18 protein-coding genes are annotated in these 22,110 nt (G+C 53.0%); 15 read left to right on the plus strand and 3 right to left on the minus strand.

Annotation, left to right across the window (positions count from 1 at the left end; genetic code table 11):
- The first annotated feature begins 24 nt into the window (after positions 1 to 24).
- Complete coding sequence (gene uvrB, locus NXT00_RS09145) at positions 25 to 2,112, plus strand: excinuclease ABC subunit UvrB (protein ID WP_259080307.1); 2,088 nt, start codon at positions 25 to 27, stop codon at positions 2,110 to 2,112.
- On the opposite strand, the gene NXT00_RS09150 is transcribed toward uvrB, so the two are convergent.
- From NXT00_RS09150 to NXT00_RS09160, 3 genes are all read right to left on the minus strand, one after another.
- Entirely contained in the window at positions 2,109 to 4,292 is a 2,184-nt protein-coding gene (locus NXT00_RS09150) for a UvrD-helicase domain-containing protein (protein WP_259080334.1), read from the minus strand. The genes uvrB and NXT00_RS09150 overlap by 4 nt on opposite strands.
- A 169-nt stretch (positions 4,293 to 4,461) precedes the next feature.
- Complete coding sequence (locus NXT00_RS09155; RefSeq protein WP_259080309.1) at positions 4,462 to 5,331, minus strand: DoxX family membrane protein; 870 nt, start codon at positions 5,329 to 5,331, stop codon at positions 4,462 to 4,464.
- Between the two features lie 87 nt (positions 5,332 to 5,418).
- Positions 5,419 to 6,009 carry an MBL fold metallo-hydrolase gene (locus NXT00_RS09160; protein WP_259080310.1) on the minus strand — a complete coding sequence of 197 codons (591 nt, stop codon included), beginning with the start codon at positions 6,007 to 6,009 and terminating at the stop codon, positions 5,419 to 5,421.
- Between the two features lie 88 nt (positions 6,010 to 6,097).
- Between NXT00_RS09160 and uvrA the strand changes: the two genes are divergently transcribed.
- The 14 genes from uvrA to tyrS all read left to right on the plus strand — a co-directional run bounded on the left by uvrA (position 6,098) and on the right by tyrS (position 21,933).
- Positions 6,098 to 8,953 (plus strand): excinuclease ABC subunit UvrA, encoded by a 2,856-nt coding sequence (gene uvrA / locus NXT00_RS09165; RefSeq protein ID WP_259080311.1) that lies wholly within the window; start codon positions 6,098 to 6,100, stop codon positions 8,951 to 8,953.
- Positions 8,954 to 9,238: 285 nt separating this feature from the next.
- The gene (infC, locus tag NXT00_RS09170; protein WP_259080337.1) at positions 9,239 to 9,799 is read left to right on the plus strand and encodes a translation initiation factor IF-3; all 561 of its coding nucleotides are present in this window, start codon (positions 9,239 to 9,241) and stop codon (positions 9,797 to 9,799) included.
- A 30-nt stretch (positions 9,800 to 9,829) separates the two neighbouring features.
- Positions 9,830 to 10,024, plus strand: coding sequence for a 50S ribosomal protein L35 (rpmI, locus tag NXT00_RS09175; RefSeq protein ID WP_259080312.1), 195 nt, complete (start codon positions 9,830 to 9,832; stop codon positions 10,022 to 10,024).
- A 68-nt stretch (positions 10,025 to 10,092) separates the two neighbouring features.
- On the plus strand, positions 10,093 to 10,476 hold the full coding sequence (rplT, locus tag NXT00_RS09180) for a 50S ribosomal protein L20 (protein ID WP_259080313.1): 384 nt from the start codon (positions 10,093 to 10,095) through the stop codon (positions 10,474 to 10,476).
- A gap of 82 nt (positions 10,477 to 10,558) precedes the next feature.
- Entirely contained in the window at positions 10,559 to 10,999 is a 441-nt protein-coding gene (locus NXT00_RS09185) for a TM2 domain-containing protein (protein ID WP_259080314.1), read from the plus strand.
- Between the two features lie 598 nt (positions 11,000 to 11,597).
- Positions 11,598 to 12,413: an RNA methyltransferase gene (locus tag NXT00_RS09190; RefSeq protein ID WP_259080316.1), complete on the plus strand. Its 816-nt coding sequence runs from the start codon at positions 11,598 to 11,600 to the stop codon at positions 12,411 to 12,413.
- A 99-nt stretch (positions 12,414 to 12,512) separates the two neighbouring features.
- Positions 12,513 to 13,544 (plus strand): phenylalanine--tRNA ligase subunit alpha, encoded by a 1,032-nt coding sequence (pheS, locus tag NXT00_RS09195; protein ID WP_259080317.1) that lies wholly within the window; start codon positions 12,513 to 12,515, stop codon positions 13,542 to 13,544.
- A gap of 49 nt (positions 13,545 to 13,593) precedes the next feature.
- On the plus strand, positions 13,594 to 16,092 hold the full coding sequence (gene pheT / locus NXT00_RS09200; protein ID WP_259080318.1) for a phenylalanine--tRNA ligase subunit beta: 2,499 nt from the start codon (positions 13,594 to 13,596) through the stop codon (positions 16,090 to 16,092).
- Positions 16,093 to 16,208: 116 nt separating this feature from the next.
- A complete protein-coding gene (gene argF / locus NXT00_RS09205) occupies positions 16,209 to 17,183 on the plus strand; it encodes an ornithine carbamoyltransferase (RefSeq protein ID WP_259158784.1) in 975 nt (324 codons plus the stop codon).
- A 22-nt stretch (positions 17,184 to 17,205) separates the two neighbouring features.
- On the plus strand, positions 17,206 to 17,724 hold the full coding sequence (locus tag NXT00_RS09210) for an arginine repressor (protein WP_259158785.1): 519 nt from the start codon (positions 17,206 to 17,208) through the stop codon (positions 17,722 to 17,724).
- A 9-nt stretch (positions 17,725 to 17,733) separates the two neighbouring features.
- Positions 17,734 to 18,930 carry an argininosuccinate synthase gene (locus NXT00_RS09215; RefSeq protein ID WP_259080321.1) on the plus strand — a complete coding sequence of 399 codons (1,197 nt, stop codon included), beginning with the start codon at positions 17,734 to 17,736 and terminating at the stop codon, positions 18,928 to 18,930.
- Positions 18,931 to 19,011: 81 nt separating this feature from the next.
- Positions 19,012 to 20,463 (plus strand): argininosuccinate lyase, encoded by a 1,452-nt coding sequence (gene argH, locus NXT00_RS09220; RefSeq protein WP_259080322.1) that lies wholly within the window; start codon positions 19,012 to 19,014, stop codon positions 20,461 to 20,463.
- A gap of 20 nt (positions 20,464 to 20,483) precedes the next feature.
- Positions 20,484 to 20,660 (plus strand): Trm112 family protein, encoded by a 177-nt coding sequence (locus NXT00_RS09225; protein ID WP_259080324.1) that lies wholly within the window; start codon positions 20,484 to 20,486, stop codon positions 20,658 to 20,660.
- A gap of 13 nt (positions 20,661 to 20,673) precedes the next feature.
- On the plus strand, positions 20,674 to 21,933 hold the full coding sequence (gene tyrS / locus NXT00_RS09230) for a tyrosine--tRNA ligase (RefSeq protein WP_259158786.1): 1,260 nt from the start codon (positions 20,674 to 20,676) through the stop codon (positions 21,931 to 21,933).
- The last annotated feature ends 177 nt before the right edge of the window (positions 21,934 to 22,110 follow it).

Genomic DNA, 22,110 nt, shown 5'->3' on the forward strand with positions numbered 1-22,110 from the left:
ACTACCACTATATTATTGGTGGTTATGAATTCCCTCCCTGCCGATCAACAGCCGGACCATCGCCCCGTTACAGAAATAGCTCGCTCCCAGGGCACCTTCGAGGTGGTATCGGAATTCCAGCCCAGCGGGGACCAACCCACCGCGATCAAAGAATTGGACGAACGTCTGCGCCGCGGTGAGGATGATATTGTTTTACTCGGTGCTACGGGTACCGGTAAATCTGCCACCGCCGCGTGGCTCATCGAAAAGCAGCAGCGACCCACATTGGTCATGGCTCCCAACAAAACTCTTGCTGCCCAACTCGCGAATGAATTGCGCTCCTTACTTCCGAATAATGCGGTTGAGTATTTTGTTTCCTACTACGATTACTACCAACCCGAGGCCTATATCGCCCAGACCGATACCTATATCGAAAAGGATTCCTCCATCAACGATGATGTGGAACGACTGCGTCACCGGGCTACCTCGTCCTTGCTAACGCGACGCGACGTGGTGGTGGTCTCCTCAGTGTCATGTATTTATGGTTTGGGAACGCCGCAGGGCTATATCGATCGCTCCGTGTGGTTGGAGGTAGGAGAAGAAATAGAGCGAGATCGTTTCCTCCGATTGCTGGTTGACATACAATACGGCCGCAACGATATCGGTTTCACACGCGGCACATTCCGAGTTAAGGGCGATACCGTCGATATCATTCCAGCCTATGAAGAGACCGCAGTGCGTGTGGAGTTTTTTGGCGATGAAATTGATGCACTCTACTATATCCATCCCCTGACCGGCGAGATTATCCGCCAGGTGCAAGACGTTCGCATCTTTCCGGGCACCCACTACGTAGCGGGACCGGATCGTATGGCGCGAGCTATCGAAGATATCAAAGAAGAATTAGCTGACCGGCTCGCTGATTTGGAAAATCGTGGAAAACTGCTGGAAGCACAGCGCCTGCGAATGCGCACGGAGTACGATCTCGAGATGATTGAACAAGTCGGTTTTTGCTCTGGTATTGAGAACTACTCCAGACACCTTGATGGGCGCGCTGCGGGTACCGCGCCAGCGACCTTACTCGACTACTTCCCCGATGATTTCCTCACCATTATTGACGAGTCGCATGTGACGGTGCCCCAGATTGGAGGCATGTTTGAAGGCGATATGTCGCGAAAACGCAATCTAGTGGAATTTGGTTTCCGTCTGCCTTCGGCTCTTGATAACCGCCCTCTCACGTGGGAGGAGTTCTCGCAGCGGGTGGGGCAGACGGTTTATCTGTCGGCCACCCCTGGCAATTACGAGTTGGCCGCCTCTGGTGGAGAATATGTCGAGCAGGTTATCCGCCCAACTGGTCTGGTCGATCCAGAGATCACTGTCAAACCTACGCGGGGTCAGATCGATGATCTCATTCACGAGATCAGGGAGCGGACTGCGAAGGATGAGCGCGTGCTCGTTACTACTTTGACTAAGAAGATGGCCGAAGATCTCACTGACTATTTATTAGAAAACGGAGTGAAGGTTCGCTATCTACACTCCGATATCGATACTCTCCAGCGGGTTGAATTGCTGCGACAGCTGCGCCTCGGGGAGTTCGATGTGCTGGTGGGCATCAACCTGCTTCGCGAGGGCTTGGATCTTCCTGAGGTATCCTTGGTGGCCATTCTCGACGCAGATAAGGAAGGTTTCCTCAGATCCACAACGTCCCTCATTCAAACTATCGGACGCGCCGCAAGGAATGTCTCTGGCGAGGTAATCATGTATGCAGACAAGATGACGGACTCCATGACATTCGCCATCGAAGAAACCGATAGGCGCAGAGAGAAGCAATTGGCCTACAACAAAGAACATGGGATCGATCCGCAGCCGTTGCGCAAGAAGATAGCCGATATTCTTGACCAAGTTCAAGACGCTCATTCCGATAGTGGCGACGAGGGACGAGCCGATGCCGCGCTCGTCGCGCGCAAAGATACCTCCACTATGGCCTCCAGCGAGGTGGAATCTCTGATCAAAGAGTTGACCACTCAAATGGGGCAGGCGGCTCGCGAACTCAAATTCGAGTTGGCAGGCCGCCTCCGGGACGAGATTGCGGACCTCAAGAAAGAATTGCGTGGTTTAAAGGAAGCCGGGATCTAGGTGAGATCGGTGCTGTCTCCAATGATGGTCAACGATTGTGTAGCCCGGGTGAGAGCCACGTAGAGATCTTGGTACCCTTGCGGGGAGGACTCGACAATCTCATTCGGTTCCACTACCACGATGTGATCGAATTCAAGTCCTTTGATTGAACTGACCCCTCGAATGGCCGAATTCTCGCGATGATCAGCTGCGATAATCGCCACGGAGCGGTGAGGGTCTTTCTCTTTCAGTTCCCGAGCAATGCACATTGGATCGGTATCTGAAGGGTAGAACCGTACTGGATACCCCGAGGATCTGAGAGACGTCGCGGGTCGTCGGTCATGACCAATGCGGGCGAGTATTTTGTGCGCGTACTCCATGATCTCTAACGGAGTGCGGTAGTTAACGGTGAGCTCGTGCTTCGTGAAGCGCTGCGAGACAAAGGGAGCGAGGGTTTCCGCCCACGAGTCGACCCCGGCGGGTGACCCGGTTTGAGCCGTATCGCCCACAACAGTCATCCATCGAGCGGGTATTCGTCGCATGACCATCCGCCACTCCATCGGACTCAGCTCCTGGGCTTCGTCGATAATGACGTGGCCATAGGTCCATTCTCTATCATTGCGGGCGCGGTCGGCTGTGGTGCGAATATCTTTTTCTACCTGCCAGTCCGCCAACTCCTCGGCGTCGATAATATCGAAAGCGGAGAGAATCTCAGCGTCTGATTCATCGTCGAGATCTGAGTTTGCCGAGGAGCTGAGGCCTTCAAGCGTTGACTCAGCAGCTTCCCGTTCCAAGTCCCATTTTTGCTCGCGAGTCGCGGCAGGATGGGGGCCTATGAGTTGAGCTAATTCGTCGAGAAGCGCTGCGTCGCTGGCGGAGAAGCCCTCGACATCATCGCGCAAGAGAGCATCGAAAGTGTCCTCATCGTAGTCGAAGAGAATCTCGCTTAAAATTTTGGCATCGCAGAGCATTTCGGCGAGCACATCTTGAGGCCGCAGAATCGGCCAGAATTCTGCGACGAGTTCATGGAGTTCAGGGCTAGCCAAAATATCGTCATGTATCTGCGCTTGGTCTCCCTGGGATAGCAAATTCTGCCGCCCCAAAGGATCAGCGCCGACGATTGACACCAGAGCTTTGGTTAACTGCGCGGAGAGAGCATCGGCGAAAAGAGGTTGGGCGAGATTATGCGGCCGCCGTCCCCGTCGTGCCCTGGTGCGGGCGGATTTGACCATAGCAGGGGTTAATGTGATATCGATGCCCTCGATGCGGATAATTCTATTCTCCTGGAGCTCCGATTGGTGGCGTGCAACAGCTCGCTTGAGAATGGTGATCATCTCTAGTGAGCCTTTTACTTCTTTCCCCGCGAGGCTTTCTGGCTTCGAGGGGACCATTTGCGGGTACAGCTCACCAATAGTGCTTAGAACGACGCCAGTCTCTCCGAGCTCGGGTAAAACTCGCGAAATATACTCAAGGAACGTTGGATTGGGCCCGATGATTAATACGCCTTGGCGGTCCAATTGCTCTCGCCACGTATAGAGCAGATAGGCGATCCGATGGAGGGCTACAGCTGTTTTTCCGGTGCCGGGACCACCCTCAACAACCATCACTCCGCGGGTTTTGTCACGAATGATCGTATCTTGTTCGCTCTGTATGGTCTCTACGATGGAGTGCATATGCGACCCACGGGCTTGTTGTAAAGCTAGGTGGAGAGCAGATTCATGGGCCACAGAGTGGGGCGCGTATTCGATTCCGCTCAGATCTCCACCGAGAATTTCGTCATCAACTCTGACCACCGTGCGACCCTTAGTGCGAATATGCCGACGAATTTCGACTCCCCCCGGTTGCGCAGTTGTGGCTAAATAAAAAGGTCTAGCCATGGGGGCTCGCCAGTCGAGAAGCAGGGTACGGTAATCGTCGTTTCGATCATCGAGGCCCATCCGCCCGATATAGCGGCGCTCAAGGTTATCCCTGCCCGGTACTGGGTTCTCGACGAGGCCGCTCGAAGCTATATCTATTCTTCCGAATACTAAACCGAGAGAGGCTAGGTTGAGGCGGTCTATGCGCTGATTAAGTGCGTGGAATTCAGTATCGCGTTCGAGCAGATCTCCTGCATCGGGATCGCTATGGTCAACGCGCATCTGAACAGCGCTTAGTTTCCGGCGTGCTTGCTCCACCTCGGCATCGAGCTTGGTAAAGAGCATATCCACATAGCTCTGCTCATCGCTTAAATCGGTGGACTTTTTCAACGGCAATCTCCTTGCTTGCTTAGAAACCAAAACTCCACTCTACTAGCACCATCTATTTTGGTGCCGACGCGAAAGGGCCACCCCACGATCTGGGGCGGCCCTCACAATGCTGTTTAAGTGATGATTAGTTCAGCTTCTTGCCCACCTTCTTTTGAGCCCGAGCAATGGCCTTCTCGGCGTTTTTCTGCAGCTTAGTAGCCTTCTTTGAGGCCTTCTTGGCACGTCGGCCAGTTGCCTCTTGAGCGTGATCATAAGCCTCCTGGGCGCGCTCTTGAGCCTGGGCCGCAGCCTTCACTACCTTTTTGCGCGCTACCTTCGAGTTAGCTTGCGCTTCATTGAGGAATGAACGGGCGGCCTGGCTCCAATCGTCGCGGTTATCCTCGACGTATTCCGTAGCCTTATGAGCGGTATCGCCAATCCACGAGGAAGCCTGGCTGAGGAACTTCTCAGACTCGTGGCGGGCTTCGTCAAACCAATCACTTGCGGAATCTGCGAACTTTTGAGTTTCACTTTGGGTAGGCAGCGCCTGCTGAACGCGCTTATTCGCTACCCGTGCAGCTTTCTTGGCGCGCCAGCTAAGACCTGGTTTTCCGGCGGTATCAGCGCTCGTGATGAAGAGCCCCCCAAGCAGAGCCATGGAGGTGAGGAAGCCCTGGCGGCGCTGTGTCTTCTCAGCTGGATCTTGGGTTTCCCAGAAAGCGTGGCGAGCTAAAACCGTCGGCACGCTCACGAGTGCGAGAATACCAGCCGACAACCGTGGGAACTTACCCAAAAATAGTGTAGTACCAGCGGCAATCTTCGTTCCACCAACAATCTTGGTTAGCTGAGCTGGGTCTTGAGGCAGCTGTTTATAATACTGGCGAGGGAGGACCATACGAAGGTTACGCATAATCATCGCGGTCCCTTGGGCATGTTCGTCAACGTGTTGGACCATGTCGACGCCGTCGGAAATATAGAATGAAGCCACCATAGGGCGGGCGAGTTTGCGGAGCATGTAAAACCTTTCACTGAAATCTGTCTATTTTTGGAGCTTTAGCAAGCACCTTTAAATGATGGTAGTCGAATTTGGCGCGCGAGGTAGCTACCAACCTCTTTTTTCCCATTCCCCTAGTGCTGGTCGTTCCGCACCTATAGTCGTAGGTTTCCCATGTCCTGGCCACACGATGGCATCATCGGAAAACCTATCAAAGAGTCGGGCGCTCACGTCGGAAAAGAGTTGCTTGAATTCGGCTGGTGAATCAGTTTTACCCAAGCCGCCAGGGAAAAGAGAATCTCCAACGAATAGGTGTGTGGTGCCGTCGTTGTGGAGGGCTAAGCACGCTCCGCCCCGAGTATGTCCGCGCAAAATAATCACCTGAAGATATTGGCCATAAAATTCGAGGGTATCTCCGTGCGACAGTTTCGTATCGACTGGGGCGGGGAGATCAGGGGCATCGAGCGCTGAAGCATAGTGGTGTGCCCCAGTAGCACTAAGCACTTGAACCAAGGCGCCCACATGATCTGCGTGACTGTGGGTGGTGAGCACAGCGTCGATCGATCGCTCGTTCCTACTGGCCCATTGCAGAATAGTTTCGGCTTGTGCAGGAGCATCGATCAGGAGAGTGCGGTCGCCCCAACTGAGAGCATAACTTTTATTATCCATGGTGCCCAAGGTCAAAATATCTAAGTCCATGGATCCCACAGTAGCGAAAGGGTTTATTCGTTGCTATGTTCGATAGGGCGCATAATGCCTAAGAATGAATCGAAGGGAAAATCATCCAGTGGCTGATCAGCTAGTTGTTAAAGGCGCTCGCGAGCACAATCTCAAAGGCGTAGATATTAGTATCCCTCGCGATTCAATGGTGGTCTTTACCGGCTTATCTGGTTCAGGAAAATCCTCTCTGGCCTTTGATACGATCTTCGCCGAGGGGCAGCGTCGCTATGTTGAAAGCTTGAGTGCTTATGCGCGCCAATTCCTTGGTCAGATGGACAAGCCAGATGTCGATTTCATTGAGGGCCTATCGCCTGCAGTATCGATTGATCAAAAATCAACCAACCGTAATCCTCGCTCGACTGTGGGAACGATTACGGAAGTGTACGATTACCTGAGACTTTTGTATTCGCGTGCGGGTATCGCACACTGCCCGGTGTGCGATGCAACGATTGAGCGGCAGACTCCGCAACAAATTGTCGATCAAGTTCTGGATATGGAGGAGGGCCTGAAATTTCAGGTGCTCGCACCAGTCGTTCGTGCTCGCAAGGGCGAGTTTGTTGATCTCTTCTTAGAACTCGCGCAGCAGGGTTTTGCTCGCGTACGTGTCGACGGGGAGGTCCATCCGCTCTCCAATCCGCCAGAGCTAAAGAAGCAAGTAAAACACACCATAGAGGTAGTGGTCGATCGCTTGCAGGTGAAGCCCGCTCAAAAGCAACGGCTCACCGATTCAATAGAGCAGGCCCTCAAACTAGCTGATGGGATTGTGGAACTCGATTTCCTCACCCTCCCTGACGATCATCCGCAGCGCAGTCGCCGTTTTAGCGAAAAATTGGCGTGCCCTAATAACCACGATATCGGGGTGGACGAATTAGAACCCCGCGCCTTTTCCTTCAACTCTCCCTTCGGCGCTTGTCCGACATGCGACGGTTTGGGAACTCGCCTGGAAGTTGATATCGACCTCGTTATACCGGATAAATCTGCGCCCCTCATTCGGGCTATCCACCCCTTCAGCACCTCAGGTTCCGCTGACGGCTATTACCAAAAGCTGATCAAGGGGTTATGCAATACTGTGGGCATTGACCCTGCCACGCCATACGAGGAATTGACGAAGAAACAGCAGGATATTGTCCTCAATGGAGCCCCCGATAAAGTCACAGTGCGGTATAAAAATCGCTTCGGTCGTACCCGCACATGGACCTCTTCTTTCGAGGGGGTTCTCCCGAATCTACAGCGACGCTTAGAGGGGACCGATTCCGATGCCCAAAAAGATCGCCTGCTGGCCTATATGCGGGAGATACCATGTCCTGCCTGCGAGGGAACCAGATTGAAGCCCGAAATCCTGGCGGTTAGGTTGGGATCTGCCGAGTTCGGGGAGTTATCAATTGCCGGTGTCACGGCGCTGAGTATTCAGGAGGCCAGTGAATTTCTGAACTCCTTAGAGCTAAATAAACGCCAGGCGATGATCGCCGGGGCCGTACTAAAGGAAATTCAAGCTCGTCTTAAATTCCTTGTTGATGTGGGGTTAACGTACTTAACCCTCAACCGTGCTGCAGGCACGTTGTCAGGTGGAGAAGCTCAGCGCATCCGACTTGCTACTCAAATCGGATCAGGTTTAGCAGGTGTGCTCTATGTGCTCGACGAGCCTTCAATCGGTCTGCACCAGCGGGACAATCAGCGGCTCATTGGTACTCTCGAAAGACTGCGCGATATTGGTAATACCCTCATCGTTGTGGAGCACGATGAAGACACCATTAAGGCAGCGGACTGGCTGGTAGATATTGGGCCGCTAGCGGGAGAGTATGGGGGAGAGATTGTTTATCAAGGCCCACCCCAAGGTATTAAAGATTGTTCCGAATCCTTGACTGGAGCTTATCTGTCGGGTGCGAAAACATTGGGGGTGCCTGCCCAGCGGCGTGAGGTCGATAAAGAGCGCGCGCTTACAATTGTGGGTGCGCGCGAGAATAATCTCCGCGATATCACCATCACGCTTCCGCTAGGAGTGCTGGCCTGTGTCACGGGTGTTTCCGGATCGGGTAAATCAACCGTGATTAACCAAATCCTAGCCAAAACACTCGCCAACGAGCTCAACCGAGCACGACAGGTACCAGGTCGAGTAACCCGTGTCGAAGGCATGGAGCATCTCGATAAACTAGTCCAAGTGGACCAAAGCCCCATTGGTCGCACCCCGCGATCAAATCCAGCAACGTATACAGGTGTTTTCGATAAAGTTCGTACGCTCTTCGCCGAGACAACAGAGGCAAAGGTGCGAGGATATAAGCCAGGACGCTTCTCCTTCAACGTTAAAGGTGGGCGATGCGAGGCTTGCCGAGGCGATGGCACTCTCAAGATCGAAATGAATTTCCTGCCAGACGTCTATGTACCATGCGAAGTCTGCCACGGTGCTCGATATAATCGCGAAACTCTTGAAGTGCGATACAAGGGTAAAAATATCGCAGAGGTTCTCGATATGCCCATATCCGAGGCAGCTGAGTTCTTCCGACCTATTACCTCGATCCATCGCTACCTTCACACTCTTACTGAGGTAGGTCTTGGCTATGTTCGACTAGGGCAGTCTGCTACCACTCTTTCTGGAGGCGAAGCTCAACGCGTGAAGCTCGCCGCGGAATTGCAAAAACGCTCGAACGGACGCACCATTTATATTCTGGATGAACCGACCACCGGCTTGCACTTTGAGGATATACGTAAGCTTATGCTGGTGATTCAAGGTTTGGTTGACAAAGGCAATTCGGTAGTCATCATCGAACATAACCTCGATGTGATCAAAGCCGCTGACTGGATTGTGGACATGGGGCCTGAAGGAGGTTCTGGGGGAGGGCTGGTGGTGGCCGAGGGGACTCCCGAGGATGTTGCTCGAGTAAGTGGCTCGTACACTGGCCAGTTCCTAGCGAATATCTTGACCTAACTGGGTTCGAACTTGCTTGCTTGATTCGTGCTGTGCTACCTTTGGGAAGCTACCACCTGGACTGAATGTTTTTTACTGAAGAATATGCAGTTGGGGTCGCAAGAGGAGATCTTCCCACCTGAGGCTGCTTGCTTAAAAAGTAAGTTGGCACAAGGTATAAGAGTACGTCAGTAATATCACTGAAAGAGTTACTGCTGTATGAGTGCAAGGGTCTCCCGTTTGTGTGGATAACGCAAACGGGTTTTCGTTGTGTGTTGGGATAGAAGCCAATGCGATAACCGGTAGATCACATATTGTTTATTTTGCTACTTTGAGGAGACCCCCATCAGCGCTGAAGCTCGCATTAATGATCGAATTCGAGTCCCTGAGGTTCGTTTAGTCGGACCAAACGGGGAGCAGGTTGGAATCGTACGAATCGATGATGCCCGCAAGCTCGCATACGACGCTGACCTGGATTTAGTCGAGGTCGCGCCAAACGCGAAGCCGCCCGTGTGCAAAATCATGGATTACGGCAAGTTCAAATACGAACAAGCTCAAAAGGCCCGCGAATCGCGGAAAAATCAGCAGCAGACAGTTGTCAAAGAGCAAAAATTCCGGCCGAAAATCGACGACCACGATTATGAGACCAAGAAAAGCAACGTGATCCGCTTCCTCCAGAAGGGTTCCAAAGTTAAGGTCACCATCATGTTCCGCGGTCGCGAACAATCGCGACCTGAACTGGGTTATCGACTTCTGGAGCGCCTAGCCGAGGATATCGCAGAATACGGCGCAGTCGAGGCAAGACCCAAACAAGACGGTCGCAATATGACCATGGTTCTTGGCCCATTGCGCAAGGGTAAAAAGTAAACACTACAAGTTATAAGGACGTTGAATCCCATGAAGCAGAAGACCCACAAGGGTACCGCTAAGCGAATCAAAACGACCGGTTCCGGTAAGTTGCGCCGCGAGCAGGCTAACCGCCGTCACCTGTTGGAGGGCAAGCCTTCCAAGCGTACGCGCCGTCTGAAGGGTACGAAGGATGTTGCCCCTGCCGACGTCAAGCGCGTGAAGCGTCTGTTGGGCAAGGCTTAAAACCCCCGCTTTCTTCATCCTCGTCAACCTATACAGTAAGAACTTAATTAAGTAAGGAAGTTTTAAAAGTGGCACGTGTCAAGCGCTCACTCAACGCCAAGAAGAAGCGTCGCGAGATTTTAAAGTCCGCTAAGGGCTACCGTGGCCAGCGTTCTCGCCTGTACCGCAAGGCAAAGGAACAATGGCTGCACTCAATGACTTACGCCTACCGCGATCGTCGCGCCCGTAAGTCCGAGTTCCGTAAACTGTGGATTACTCGCATCAATGCCGCCGCACGGATGAATGACATCACCTATAACCGTCTCATCCAAGGTCTTAAGATCGCAGGCATCGAGGTAGACCGTAAGATTCTCGCTGAGCTCGCGGTTAACGACTTTGCCGCCTTCTCTGCAATCTGCGAGGCTGCCAAGGCCGCGCTGCCAGCGGACGTTAACGCCCCAAAGGCTGCCTAAAATTCTAAAGCAAAGAACCCTGCGCAAGCAGGGTTCTTTGCTTATATACAACTAACTGAGCGAAAGACCTAGAAAAAAACTTATGACTAATCCACATTCGGACCCTCAATGGCACGGCCCTTTTGATCCTGAAGCCCCCCGATCCTTCCAGCAGGAGGACTTTCCGTATCCCGCACCGGCATCTTCGAGTGGGCAGCAATTTCCCGACTATCGGCAAGCACCAGTAGGGCCGACCTATGCCAGCCCTTCTCCTATGAGCCTGCCTGCAAAATCATGGGCGATAGCTGCGATACTTGCCTTCTTCCTCGGCGGCTTCGGCGCCCATAATTTTTACTTGGGCTATAATACGCGGGCTGCCTGGCAATTAGGTCTTTATATAGCTGGAATAGTCACCTCGTTCATACTAATCGGCATTCCAATCGTTTTTGGCGTGGCCGTATGGGCCTTTGTGGAGTTCATACTCATCCTCGTGGGTGCGTCCACCTTCTCCCATGATGCCGACGGAATTTCTTTGGCTAAATAGCCCCTCCTACGCAGAACTTAGAGTTCCAAACCCCCTGAAAAATTCAGGGGGTTTGGAACTAATAAAACCTTGGAGACGGTTTTATGAATCTGCTATGACCCATTGCCTCATATGCACTGTGAGTTAATGTAAAAGGCTGCAGCGCATGCTGGTTCGATGATGGTGGTTGAGTTCGTTCATCACATCAATTTAATGAGAGGCTGTCAGATATACATGGCTAAGAATCCTCCGCTCAACTATCACACTATATTTGACGCGTACGTGACCTCAATAATGTGCTTAGGTTGCTGAGCCAGATGCACCGTTTAATCCGTACTTGAATAAGGAATCTCCGGGTGGTTGAGCGTAGTAGGATTTATTCGGAAAAGAGGCGGAGCCTCCCAGATCAAGATTTCCCTGCGCATTTGAGGATAGTAGGGCGCCGCTTTCCACGGCGACCTGCAACCACGAATTCGAATCCCTGAGAGGTCCGAAAAGATGCGTTTACCTCATTGCATGGCGTCCCGCCTTCGTTTTGTTTCGATCCTGCGTGGGAACCACGCCAGCGGAGCGATTGTACTGTCTGGTCAACAGTTACTCGCGTGATAATATTCGAACAATGAGTCTGAACTTCGAGGATCCCTATACTGAGCGCACGCCGCGGGTTGTCAACGCTGCAAAATTGCATCGAAGCGCCGCCCGCAAAAAAACTGGCTTGTTTCTGGTTGAAGGGGAAAATTCCGTTGAGGCGGCCGTAGCAACAGGAGCCGCTCGGGACCTATTTATTACCGAGGAAGCGGCAGCACGCTATGCAGATATCGTTCAAACTGCGCAGCATCTCGGACTTTATCTACATCCGATCACGGCGCGTGCGGCAAAATCGCTGTCGGATACGGTCACGAGCCCAGGAATTTACGCCGTGTGTGAACCCGTCTTATGGTCTACAGCCCAGGCTCTTCGCGGGAAACCCCGTCTAGTTAGCGTACCGGTTGAAACAAGTGACCCGGGCAATGCAGGAACCTTGATCCGAATTGCTGATGCAGTTGGCGCAGATGCCGTTATTTTTCTCGGTCATAGTGTGGACCCGCAGTCTTCAAAAGCAGTGCGGTCTTCAGCGGGCTCACTCTTTCACCTTCCCGTCGCTCGCGAAGTAAATATAGCGAGCGGTATAGCTCGACTAAAAGCGAGTGGTCTTAATATTGTGGCGACTGCAGCCGATGGTGAGATCGACCTCGATAATGCCGGTGAGATCCTTTCGCAGCCAACAGCCTGGCTGTTTGGAAATGAAGCACATGGTTTGAGTGAGGAAATTCTAGCTCTAGCAGATTCGAGGGTGCGTATTCCTATTAGGGGGCGGGCTGAGTCTCTAAATCTCGCTACCGCGGCGGCCATCTGCTTATATGAATCTTCGAAGGCTCTTTATAGTCAGAATTAGTCGACGAGGTCTTCTTGGGCTCTGCTGATACCGTCGGCTACGCTAATTGAGTAACAAGCGCGCTATCTGGCGCGAAAAATCCAAAGGAGACTAAAAGACGTGTCTGAGCTCAGTCAAGCAAGCTTACAAGCGGCCGCCGAACAAGCGGAAAAGGCCTTCAAAGCGGCCCGAAACCTCGATGAATTGGCTACTGCGCGGCGAGATCATCTCGGTGATGATGCGCCTATACCGCAGGCTCGGCGGGCTCTGGGAACATTGCCTAAGGAGAACCGTAAAGAGGCAGGTCGTTTGGTTAATATGGCTCGTGGACGTATCGAAAAGTACTTCGCTGAGCGAAAGTTGGTGCTCGAAGAGGAGCGAAATGCCGCAGTCCTGCGCGCAGAGCGGGTCGATGTCACAGTTCCCACGACTCGAACCAAGCCTGGTGCCCTGCACCCCATCACAGCGCTCAGCGAGCGCATCGCAGATATCTTTGTGGCGATGGGCTACGAAGTCGCAGAGGGCCCCGAGATTGAGGCAGAGTATTTCAACTTCGACTCGCTCAACTTTATCCCCGACCATCCAGCCCGTACGTTACAAGACACCTTCCATGTCTCAGTAGCTGATTCCTCACAAGTCTTGCGTACCCACACATCCCCTGTTCAAATGCGTACCATGCTCTCGCGTGACCTCCCAATTCACGTGGTATGTCCGGGCCGGGTATTTAGGACCGACGAGCTCGATGCTACCCACACACCGGTATTTCATCAGGTTGAAGGCCTAGCAGTAGATAAAGGGCTGACCATGGCTCACCTGCGTGGTACTTTAGATCACCTAGCACGGACCCTTTTCGGGCCCGAGACCCGAACTCGAATGCGCGTGAACTATTTCCCGTTTACGGAGCCATCTGCAGAGGTTGATGTATGGTTCCCTCACAAAAAGGGTGGCGCCGGATGGATTGAATGGGGTGGCTGCGGCATGGTTAACCCTAATGTGCTGCGCGCTGCTGGTATCGATCCGGATATCTATAGCGGCTTTGCCTTTGGAATGGGACTCGAGCGTACGCTGCAGTTCAGCAACGGGCTCAATGATATGCGCGATATGGTCGAAGGCGATGTCCGATTCACGCGACCATTCGGCATTCAAGCCTAAATTTAGCTGTGGACTCCTAATATTTTACTTTTGAGAGAAGAATGACATTATGCTGATTTCGCAAAACTGGTTGAGCGCGCTGTTGAAACGGTCCAATCCGCAATGGCCAGGGGTAAGCGCCGAAGAACTCGATGCCGCTTTCGTCCGGGTTGGATTCGAGACCGAAGGGTATCGAGAGTTACCGAAGATCTCAGGCCCCCTCGTTATTGGCCGTGTGGCGGATATTGAGGAACTGGAAGGATTCAAAAAGCCCATTCGACACTGCCATGTCGACGTAGGACAATCGAACGGGACAGGCGACTTGCAATCGATCGTCTGCGGAGCTCGCAACTTTTCCGTTGGCTCTACAGTAGTTGTATCGCTGCCCGGTGCAGTGTTACCCGGAAACTTCGCAATCGCGACTCGAGAAACCTATGGTCGCATATCCGCCGGGATGATTTGTTCAGCTGCCGAATTGGGTTTGACCGAAAAATCTGAAGGCATCATTGTGCTCAGCGATTATGAGGGTGAACTCGGTGCAGACGCTCGCTCCGTTTTAGGGCTCGATGACACAGTCTTCGACGTTAATATCACCCCAGATCGCGGCTATGCTCTCTCGGTACGCGGCCTCGTTCGTGAACTGGCGGCAGCTTTTGGATTGCACTACGACGACCCCGCCTTGGAAGAAATCTCTGGAGTCCCTACCGCCTCAGAATCATTAATACAGATCCATATTGCAGAGGACACGCGGGCGCAGCGATTCGGTATACGCCACGTCAGTGGTTGTGATCCCGAGGCAATCACCCCACTGTGGATGCAGCGTGAGCTCCTGCTCTCCGGCCAGCGTCTTATCAATTTGCCAACCGATATCACCAACTATGTGATGCTGTATCTAGGACAACCCATGCACGCTTTCGACGCGCATAAAATCGAGGGGGATCTTCGCATCAGGCGTGCTGCAGCGGGGGAGAAGCTGGAGCTCATTGACCACCAGGTTAAAGCACTCGACCTCGAAGATGTCGTCATTGCCGACGATTCTCACGTGCTCTCTCTTGCTGGAGTAATGGGAGGATCGCATTCGGAAATCAGCGAATCGACCACTGATATATACCTCGAGGCCGCCCACTGGGACCCCATTTCGATCGCTAGAACCTCCCGTCGCCATAAAATATCGAGCGAATCCTCGAGGCGTTTCGAGCGTGGAGTAGATCCAGCATTAGTTGAGGTTGCCTTAGATCTGGCCGCTGATCTCCTGGCTCGCTATGGCGGTGGCTCCATCGAGCCTAATTCGACAATCGTGGGGGAAATTCCGGACATGCCAGAGATCCTCATGCGTGCCTCCCGCCCTAGTGAGCTGGTGGGCGTCGACTACGGTCTCGACACCGTAGTCGCCCGGTTAAAAGAGGTCGGATGCCAGGTCACAGTGGATCCCGCAGCTGAGAACCTCACGGTGAAGCCAGCGACGTGGCGTCCGGATCTAGAGGAGCCGTGTGACTTGGTGGAAGAAATTCTACGCCTCGAGGGCTTAGAGGCAATCCCATCAATCGTTCCACAGGCTCCCGTGGGTCATGGTCTCAGTCCAGCACAGAAACGACGCCGTGCGGTTGGTCATGCGCTAGCATATAACGGCTACGTGGAGATTTTACCCACCCCCTTTATCAAAAACGATACATTCGACACGTGGGGTCTGAGTGCTGATGATCCCCGTCGCGCGGTAGTGAGCGTGCAAAATCCACTCGATGCCGACTACGCCATCATCGGAACAACTCTCCTTCCCTCTATGCTGGAGGCTTTGAGTCGTAATATAGCTCGCGGTACGAACGATATAGCGCTATTTGGGCAGCAGCAGGTGGCTTTCGCTCACGGTGGAGGACGTTCACCAATGCTTGATGTGCGCACGCGTCCGAGTGCTCGTGATATCGAGGCTGTGATGAACTCCCTGCCGTATCAGCCCGTTCATGTTGCTGCAGTTGGCTCGGGCTTGATTGCTGTAGATGGGCCGCTTTCCCAAGCACGGACCTATAGCTATGCTGATGCGATCGAAGCTGCTCGGATCGTAGCTCGGGCTGCTGGAGTGACTCTGACAGTGCGCAATGCCGACGAGCTTCCTTGGCATCCCGGTCGATGCGCTGCGTTGCTGGTAGACGATACCGTGGTGGGGTATGCCGGAGAACTCCACCCGCAAATAGTGGAGAAATTAGGATTGCCACATCGAACGTGCGCCATGGAAATGGATATGACAGCCCTACCTATTCGGGAAACTCTACCTGCACCAGTCCTTTCCGCTTATCCCACGCTCAAACAGGACCTGGCGCTGGTAGTCGACGAAGATGTGCCGAGTGAGCACGTGCGAGCAGCCATCGTTGAGGCCGCCGGCCCGCTTCTAGAAAGTGCAGAACTATTCGATATCTACCGTGCTGAGACCCTAGGGGATCATAAGAAGTCACTCACCTTTGCCCTGACTTTCCGGGCTCAAGATCGTACTCTGACCGATGACGAATGCTCTGAAGGACGTTTAGCTGCTGTTAAGCGTGCTGGTGACCTCTTCGGTGCGACGATGCGCTCATAAAGTTCGGCCGAATAACGTGGGGCGAGCGATATCGCTCGCCCCACAAAAGCCGCCATAAAATTAATATGACTGCATTTATGTTATCGTGAGGTAACTGGAAAGAGAGGCAGTCCGTTATGTCCATATTCGAGCAATCGCCGATAATCAATGGAGTGCGCCATTTTCTTGCCGATGACCACGTCACACACCAAGAACAGGCCGATATTCTCAAGCTAGCGCTCGAGATGAAAAAACACCCGTGGGATCTCAAGCCGCTCAGTGGACCGCAAAGCGTGGCAGTTCTCCTCGATAAGACATCCACACGAACCCGGTTTTCTTTCGACGTCGGAATTAGCCAGCTTGGCGGCCGCGCGATCGTGGTAGATGCCTCGGTCACTCAAATAGGTAAGGGAGAAAGCTACGCTGATACAGCCGCGACGCTCTCACGCATGGTGTCCGCAATCGTGTGGCGGACTTCAGCGCACAAAAACCTGTGGGATATGGCGAGCCGCTCTACGGTTCCTGTCATAAATGGTCTCTGCGATGATTTCCACCCGTGTCAGATTATTGCTGATTTGCTGACTATCATGGAAAAGCTTTGTCCCGATCCAAGGTCATTGGGGCAGCTGCGAGCTTGTTATATCGGGGATGGCGCCAATAATATGGCTCACTCGTATATGCTTGGCTTCGCCACAGCAGGATTGAACCTAACGGTTATATCTCCTGAAAACCATCAACCTTCGAAAATTTATGTTGACAGAGCTCGCACACGGGCCGAGATGACTGGTGCTGATATTAGCATTACCAGTGACCTCGAATCTGCTGTGGGCGCCGATATTGTCATCACTGATACATGGGTATCTATGGGCATGGAAGAGCAGGCGGAGCAGCGACGTGTGGACTTCATGCCTTATCAGGTAACCCCACAAATTATGCAGAAGGCTAATAAAAATGCTATCTTTATGCATTGTTTGCCTGCCTACCGAGGGTACGAGGTAGCCGCTGACGTAATCGACGGACCGCAGTCCGTCGTCTTCGATCAGGCCGAGAACCGTCTCCACGCGCAAAAAGCTTTATTGACGTGGTTACTGGCAGCAAATTCCGACACTTAATACTTCTGGAATTGGAAAACCAATGGCACATTCGCAGATCACCCGTACGGTCCGCCAAGCGCTGATCGTGGAATTGCTCGAGCAAAACCTCGTGTCCAGCCAGAATCAACTGTCCTCCTTGCTCAAACAGCGCAATGTTCATATCACTCAAGGAACGCTGTCACGGGATCTAGACGAGCTGGGGGCGAAGAAGGTTCGACCCGATAATGGCCGCGCATTTTATGCAATCGGAGCTCTCGAGGAAGAATCCACTGTCGCTGCCGGCGCTGGAACCCGAGAGAAGCTTCGCAAGATGCTGGATAACTTGCTGGTATCAGCAGATAATTCGGGTCAGATCGCGGTATTGAGAACACCACCAGGAGCGGCCGCTTTTCTCGCAAGTTTCATCGATAGAGTCAGTATGGACGAGGTCGTGGGTACCATCGCCGGTGATGACACCGTGTTTGTGCTAGCTCGCGATCCTATGAGTGGCAAGGAGCTCGCCGAGATTTTAATACGTCAAGAGAAGACACGTCTTCCTGGAACATCACCTAAAAACTAAGGAGAAAACATGAACAATCGCGTTGTACTTGCATATTCTGGCGGACTCGATACCTCGGTCGCTATCCCATATCTGGCCAAAATGACCGGTGGCGAGGTCGTGGCAGTTTCGATCGATCTGGGCCAAGGTGGTGAAGATATGGAATCAGTACGGCAGCGCGCTCTCGACTGCGGTGCGGTTGAGTCGGTCATAATCGACGCTCGAGACGAATTTGCTGAACACTATTGCCTTCCCACCATCAAAGCTAACGGTGCTTATATGAAGCAGTACCCATTGGTGTCGGCTATTTCGCGCCCCCTCATTGTTCAGCACTTGGTGAAAGCCGCGCACCAGCATGGTGGTACGCACGTTGCGCACGGTTGTACTGGGAAAGGCAACGACCAGGTGCGTTTCGAGGTTGGGTTTAGGGCTTTAGCTCCAGAACTCGATATTATTGCGCCAGCCCGCGATTATGCATGGACGAGGGATAAAGCAATCCAGTTCGCGGAGGAGATCGGTCTACCAATCGAGCAGTCCAAGAAATCTCCATTTTCCATTGACCAAAACGTGTGGGGCCGCGCGGTGGAGACCGGCTTCCTTGAGGATCTCTGGAATCCACCGACCAAGGACCTTTACGCCTATACCGAGGACCCAGCTCTCGGAAATGCTCCTGATGAGGTGACCATTTCCTTTGAGCATGGAACGCCGGTGGCCGTGGACGGACGTCAACTCAGCGTATTGCAGATCATCGAGGAACTTAATCGCCGGGCAGGAGCTCAAGGAATTGGTCGGCTCGATATGGTCGAGGACCGTCTGGTGGGTATCAAATCTCGTGAAGTCTATGAGGCTCCAGGGGCCGTTGCGTTGATCACTGCGCATGAGGCTCTCGAAGACGTGACCATTGAGCGTGAATTAGCCCGTTATAAGAGGCTGATCGACGCCCGCTGGTCAGAGGAAGTCTATGATGGTCTGTGGTTCGGCCCTCTCAAGCGCTCGCTCGAGGCCTTCATAGACTCCACTCAGGAGCATGTCACTGGCGATATTCGCATGGTGCTGCATGCCGGTAAATGTACGGTCAATGGTCGTAAATCGGATCATTCGCTTTATGATTTCAACCTTGCCACGTACGATACCGGCGACACTTTCGACCAAACCTTTGCCAAGGGTTTTGTGGAGTTGCACGGGCTGTCGTCGAAAATCTCCAATAAGCGAGATCGCGAAGCCTAAATAAGAAGACGTGGGCCTGAAGGTACATGAACCTTTGGGCCCCTTTGTCTAGTGAGCACACTTTACTCTAAGGAAATAATCATGGAAGACACATCGGCTCCACATAGAACTAACCAAGGCGCACTGTGGGGTGGACGCTTCGCTGGCGGTCCATCCGAAGCAATGTTTAATCTCTCAGTATCTACCCATTTCGATTGGGTTTTAGCACCTTATGATATCTTGGCTTCTCAAGCGCACGCTAGAGTTCTGCACAAAGCTCAGCTACTCACCGACTCTGATCTGGAGACCATGTTGAGTGGACTTGAGCTATTAGGCGAGCGTGTTCAAGATGGGAGCTTCCAGCCGCTGCCAACAGATGAGGATGTGCACGGTGCCCTCGAGCGCGGCCTCATAGAGCTTGTAGGCCCAGAAGTCGGTGGGCGGCTGCGTGCGGGACGATCCCGTAACGACCAGGTAGCTACCCTCTTCAGGATGTGGGTACGTGATGCCATTCGTGACATAGCCCTAGATATAACAAAACTGATTGCTGCACTTACTGGCCAAGCTAAGGCCCACCCCGAGGTTATTATGCCGGGTAAGACCCATTTCCAGGCAGCACAACCTATCTTATTAGCGCATGCGCTGTTAGCTCACGCCCACCCGTTACTGCGCGATATCGAACGTTTACGAGACTTAGATAAGCGTCTCGCTGTCTCACCCTACGGTTCGGGTGCCTTAGCAGGATCATCCTTAGCGCTGGATCCAGAAGCCATTGCACAAGAACTCGGCTTCGATGAGGCAGCAGATAATTCCCTCGACGCTACGAGCTCCCGCGACTTTGCAAGTGAGGCTGCATTTGTTCTCGCTCAGGTTGCGGTGGATCTCTCTCGCCTTGCAGAAGAGGTTATTGCGTGGTCAACCCCAGAGTTCTCCTATGTCACCCTAGCTGATGCGTGGTCAACAGGTTCGTCGATTATGCCGCAGAAGAAGAACCCCGATGTGGCGGAATTGGCTCGAGGTAAGACCGGACGTCTCATTGGCAACCTCACCGGACTTATGGCCACGCTAAAAGCTATGCCCTTGGCGTATAACCGCGATTTGCAAGAAGATAAAGAACCGCTCGTCGACTCTTTCGCCCAGCTTCATCTCCTCCTACCAGCAATGACCGGTTTAATCTCTACCTTGGTCTTCAATGCCGAACGGATGCGCGAACTCGCTCCGCAAGGCTACACTCTAGCTACCGATCTGGCGGAGTGGATGGTGCGTCAGGGCGTACCTTTCCGACAAGCACACGAGGCTTCAGGGCTATGCGTGCGTCGCGCGGAGTCGCGGGGCGTGGGGTTGGACCAATTAACTGATGCGGAATTTCAAGAGATTGACCCCCGCCTCACCCCTGAAGTGCGTGAGGTTCTCACCGTGGAAGGTTCAGTGGCATCACGCACGACCAAGGGCGGAACGAGCGCTGTTCGGGTCGTAGAACAATTGGCACGCGTAGAGCAGCATGCCGCAGAACTCACCGTGTGGGCTGAAACCGGCCACATTAAGACTCGCTAAATTTGCTAGAGTGAGCGTTTATGACGATAGATCCTCGGTTGTTGGAAATTTTGGTGTGCCCTCAAGATAAAGGGCCACTTGAATATGTGGAAGACGAACAAGTACTGGTCAATCCACGTTTATCTATAGCTTATCGAGTAGAGGATGGCATTCCAGTGATGCTGGCTCACGAAGCTATTGAGTGGTCCCAACCTTAAGTAAAGGATGAATATGAATATTATCGACGAGCTGCAGTGGCGGGGCTTGATCAACCAATCAACCGATCTCGAAGAACTACGTCAAGCCTGTGAAAAACCTATTACTCTTTACTGCGGCTTTGATCCCACAGGGGCTTCGTTGCACGCCGGCCATCTCGTACCTCTTGTTATGCTTAAACGCTTCCAGCAAGCTGGCCACCGCGTACTCACTCTTGCTGGGGGCGCTACTGGGATGATCGGCGACCCGCGTGAACAGGGGGAGCGCAGCATGCTTTCTGATGACGCGGTGAATGCCAACGTAGAGTCGATCAAGAACCAGATCCGCTCCTTCATTGATTATGGAGATGACCGCGCTGTCATGGTCAATAATGCGGACTGGCTGGGCTCGATGAGCCTGATTGATTACCTGCGCGACTTAGGTAAAAATTTCTCTCTCAACACGATGCTCGACCGAGAAACCGTGAAGCGTCGGTTAAGTGGCGATGGTATATCCTATACGGAATTCTCCTATATGCTGCTGCAGTCCTATGATTTCGTCTACCTCAATAGGCAATATCAGTGTGTGCTCCAAATTGGTGGGGGCGATCAGTGGGGAAATATTATTTCAGGCGTTGACCTCAACAGGCGCATGAACCAGCAAAAAGTTCACGCGCTCACAGTGCCCTTGGTTACCGACGCCAGTGGTGAGAAATTTGGTAAGTCTACCGGCGGTGGAAAGCTCTGGCTCGATCCTCAGCAGACGAGTCCTTATGCGTGGTACCAGTACTTCCTCAATGCGGGTGACTCTGTGGTCATTGATTACCTTCGGTGGTTTACATTCCTCAGCAAAGAGGAGATCGCGGATTTCGAAAAGGCTGTAGAGCAACGTCCGCATCTGCGGGAAGCACAGCGCCGTCTGGCTCAAGAGTTGACAACTCTCGTGCATGGCGCAGAAGCGATGGCCGCTGTTGAACTAGCAGCGGAAGCACTTTTTGGTAAGGCTGACTTAGCTGACCTCGATGAGTCGACTTTGCAGGGAGCACTAGCTGAAACCTGTATCGCGCATATTACAGCCGGACAACCAAGAACAATCGCAGATCTCTTGGTAGCAACAGGTCTGACACCTTCTAAGGGGGCAGCGCGGCGCACCATTAAGGAGGGCGGGGCATATGTCAATAACTCCCGCATTCTCGAGGAAGATTGGGAACCCCACCCGAGCGATCTGCTCCACGGTAAGTGGCTGGTCTTAAGAAAAGGGAAGAAGACCTTTGCAGGGGTCGTAATCGACTCCTAAATTGATATCCGCTATCGGGCCAACCTGATAGCGGATTTTTATGTGTTGTTCTGGGGATTTGTGTGTTTGGTGTGGGGTGTGTAGTTTTATGTGGGTCGTTGCGGCCAGGGTTGGTCGTGGTGGTGCATGAGCTTGGTGCGATTTGACGCTGTGTGGTGTTAGGTTGTATGGTTTGTG

Source organism: Corynebacterium sp. ES2715-CONJ3, from assembly GCF_024814365.1.
Taxonomy (GTDB): domain Bacteria; phylum Actinomycetota; class Actinomycetes; order Mycobacteriales; family Mycobacteriaceae; genus Corynebacterium.

Coding starts and splice junctions, on each gene's coding strand:
- NXT00_RS09210 (WP_259158785.1), top strand. CDS start 17,206: ATGGCACATTCGCAGATCACCCGTACGGTCCGCCAAGCGCTGATCGTG.
- NXT00_RS09190 (WP_259080316.1), top strand. CDS start 11,598: ATGAGTCTGAACTTCGAGGATCCCTATACTGAGCGCACGCCGCGGGTT.
- uvrB (WP_259080307.1), top strand. CDS start 25: ATGAATTCCCTCCCTGCCGATCAACAGCCGGACCATCGCCCCGTTACA.
- NXT00_RS09150 (WP_259080334.1), bottom strand. CDS start 4,292: ATGCTCTTTACCAAGCTCGATGCCGAGGTGGAGCAAGCACGCCGGAAA.
- rpmI (WP_259080312.1), top strand. CDS start 9,830: ATGAAGCAGAAGACCCACAAGGGTACCGCTAAGCGAATCAAAACGACC.
- NXT00_RS09215 (WP_259080321.1), top strand. CDS start 17,734: ATGAACAATCGCGTTGTACTTGCATATTCTGGCGGACTCGATACCTCG.
- NXT00_RS09185 (WP_259080314.1), top strand. CDS start 10,559: ATGACTAATCCACATTCGGACCCTCAATGGCACGGCCCTTTTGATCCT.
- NXT00_RS09155 (WP_259080309.1), bottom strand. CDS start 5,331: ATGCTCCGCAAACTCGCCCGCCCTATGGTGGCTTCATTCTATATTTCC.
- NXT00_RS09225 (WP_259080324.1), top strand. CDS start 20,484: ATGACGATAGATCCTCGGTTGTTGGAAATTTTGGTGTGCCCTCAAGAT.
- tyrS (WP_259158786.1), top strand. CDS start 20,674: ATGAATATTATCGACGAGCTGCAGTGGCGGGGCTTGATCAACCAATCA.
- argF (WP_259158784.1), top strand. CDS start 16,209: ATGTCCATATTCGAGCAATCGCCGATAATCAATGGAGTGCGCCATTTT.
- NXT00_RS09160 (WP_259080310.1), bottom strand. CDS start 6,009: ATGGACTTAGATATTTTGACCTTGGGCACCATGGATAATAAAAGTTAT.
- argH (WP_259080322.1), top strand. CDS start 19,012: ATGGAAGACACATCGGCTCCACATAGAACTAACCAAGGCGCACTGTGG.
- pheT (WP_259080318.1), top strand. CDS start 13,594: ATGCTGATTTCGCAAAACTGGTTGAGCGCGCTGTTGAAACGGTCCAAT.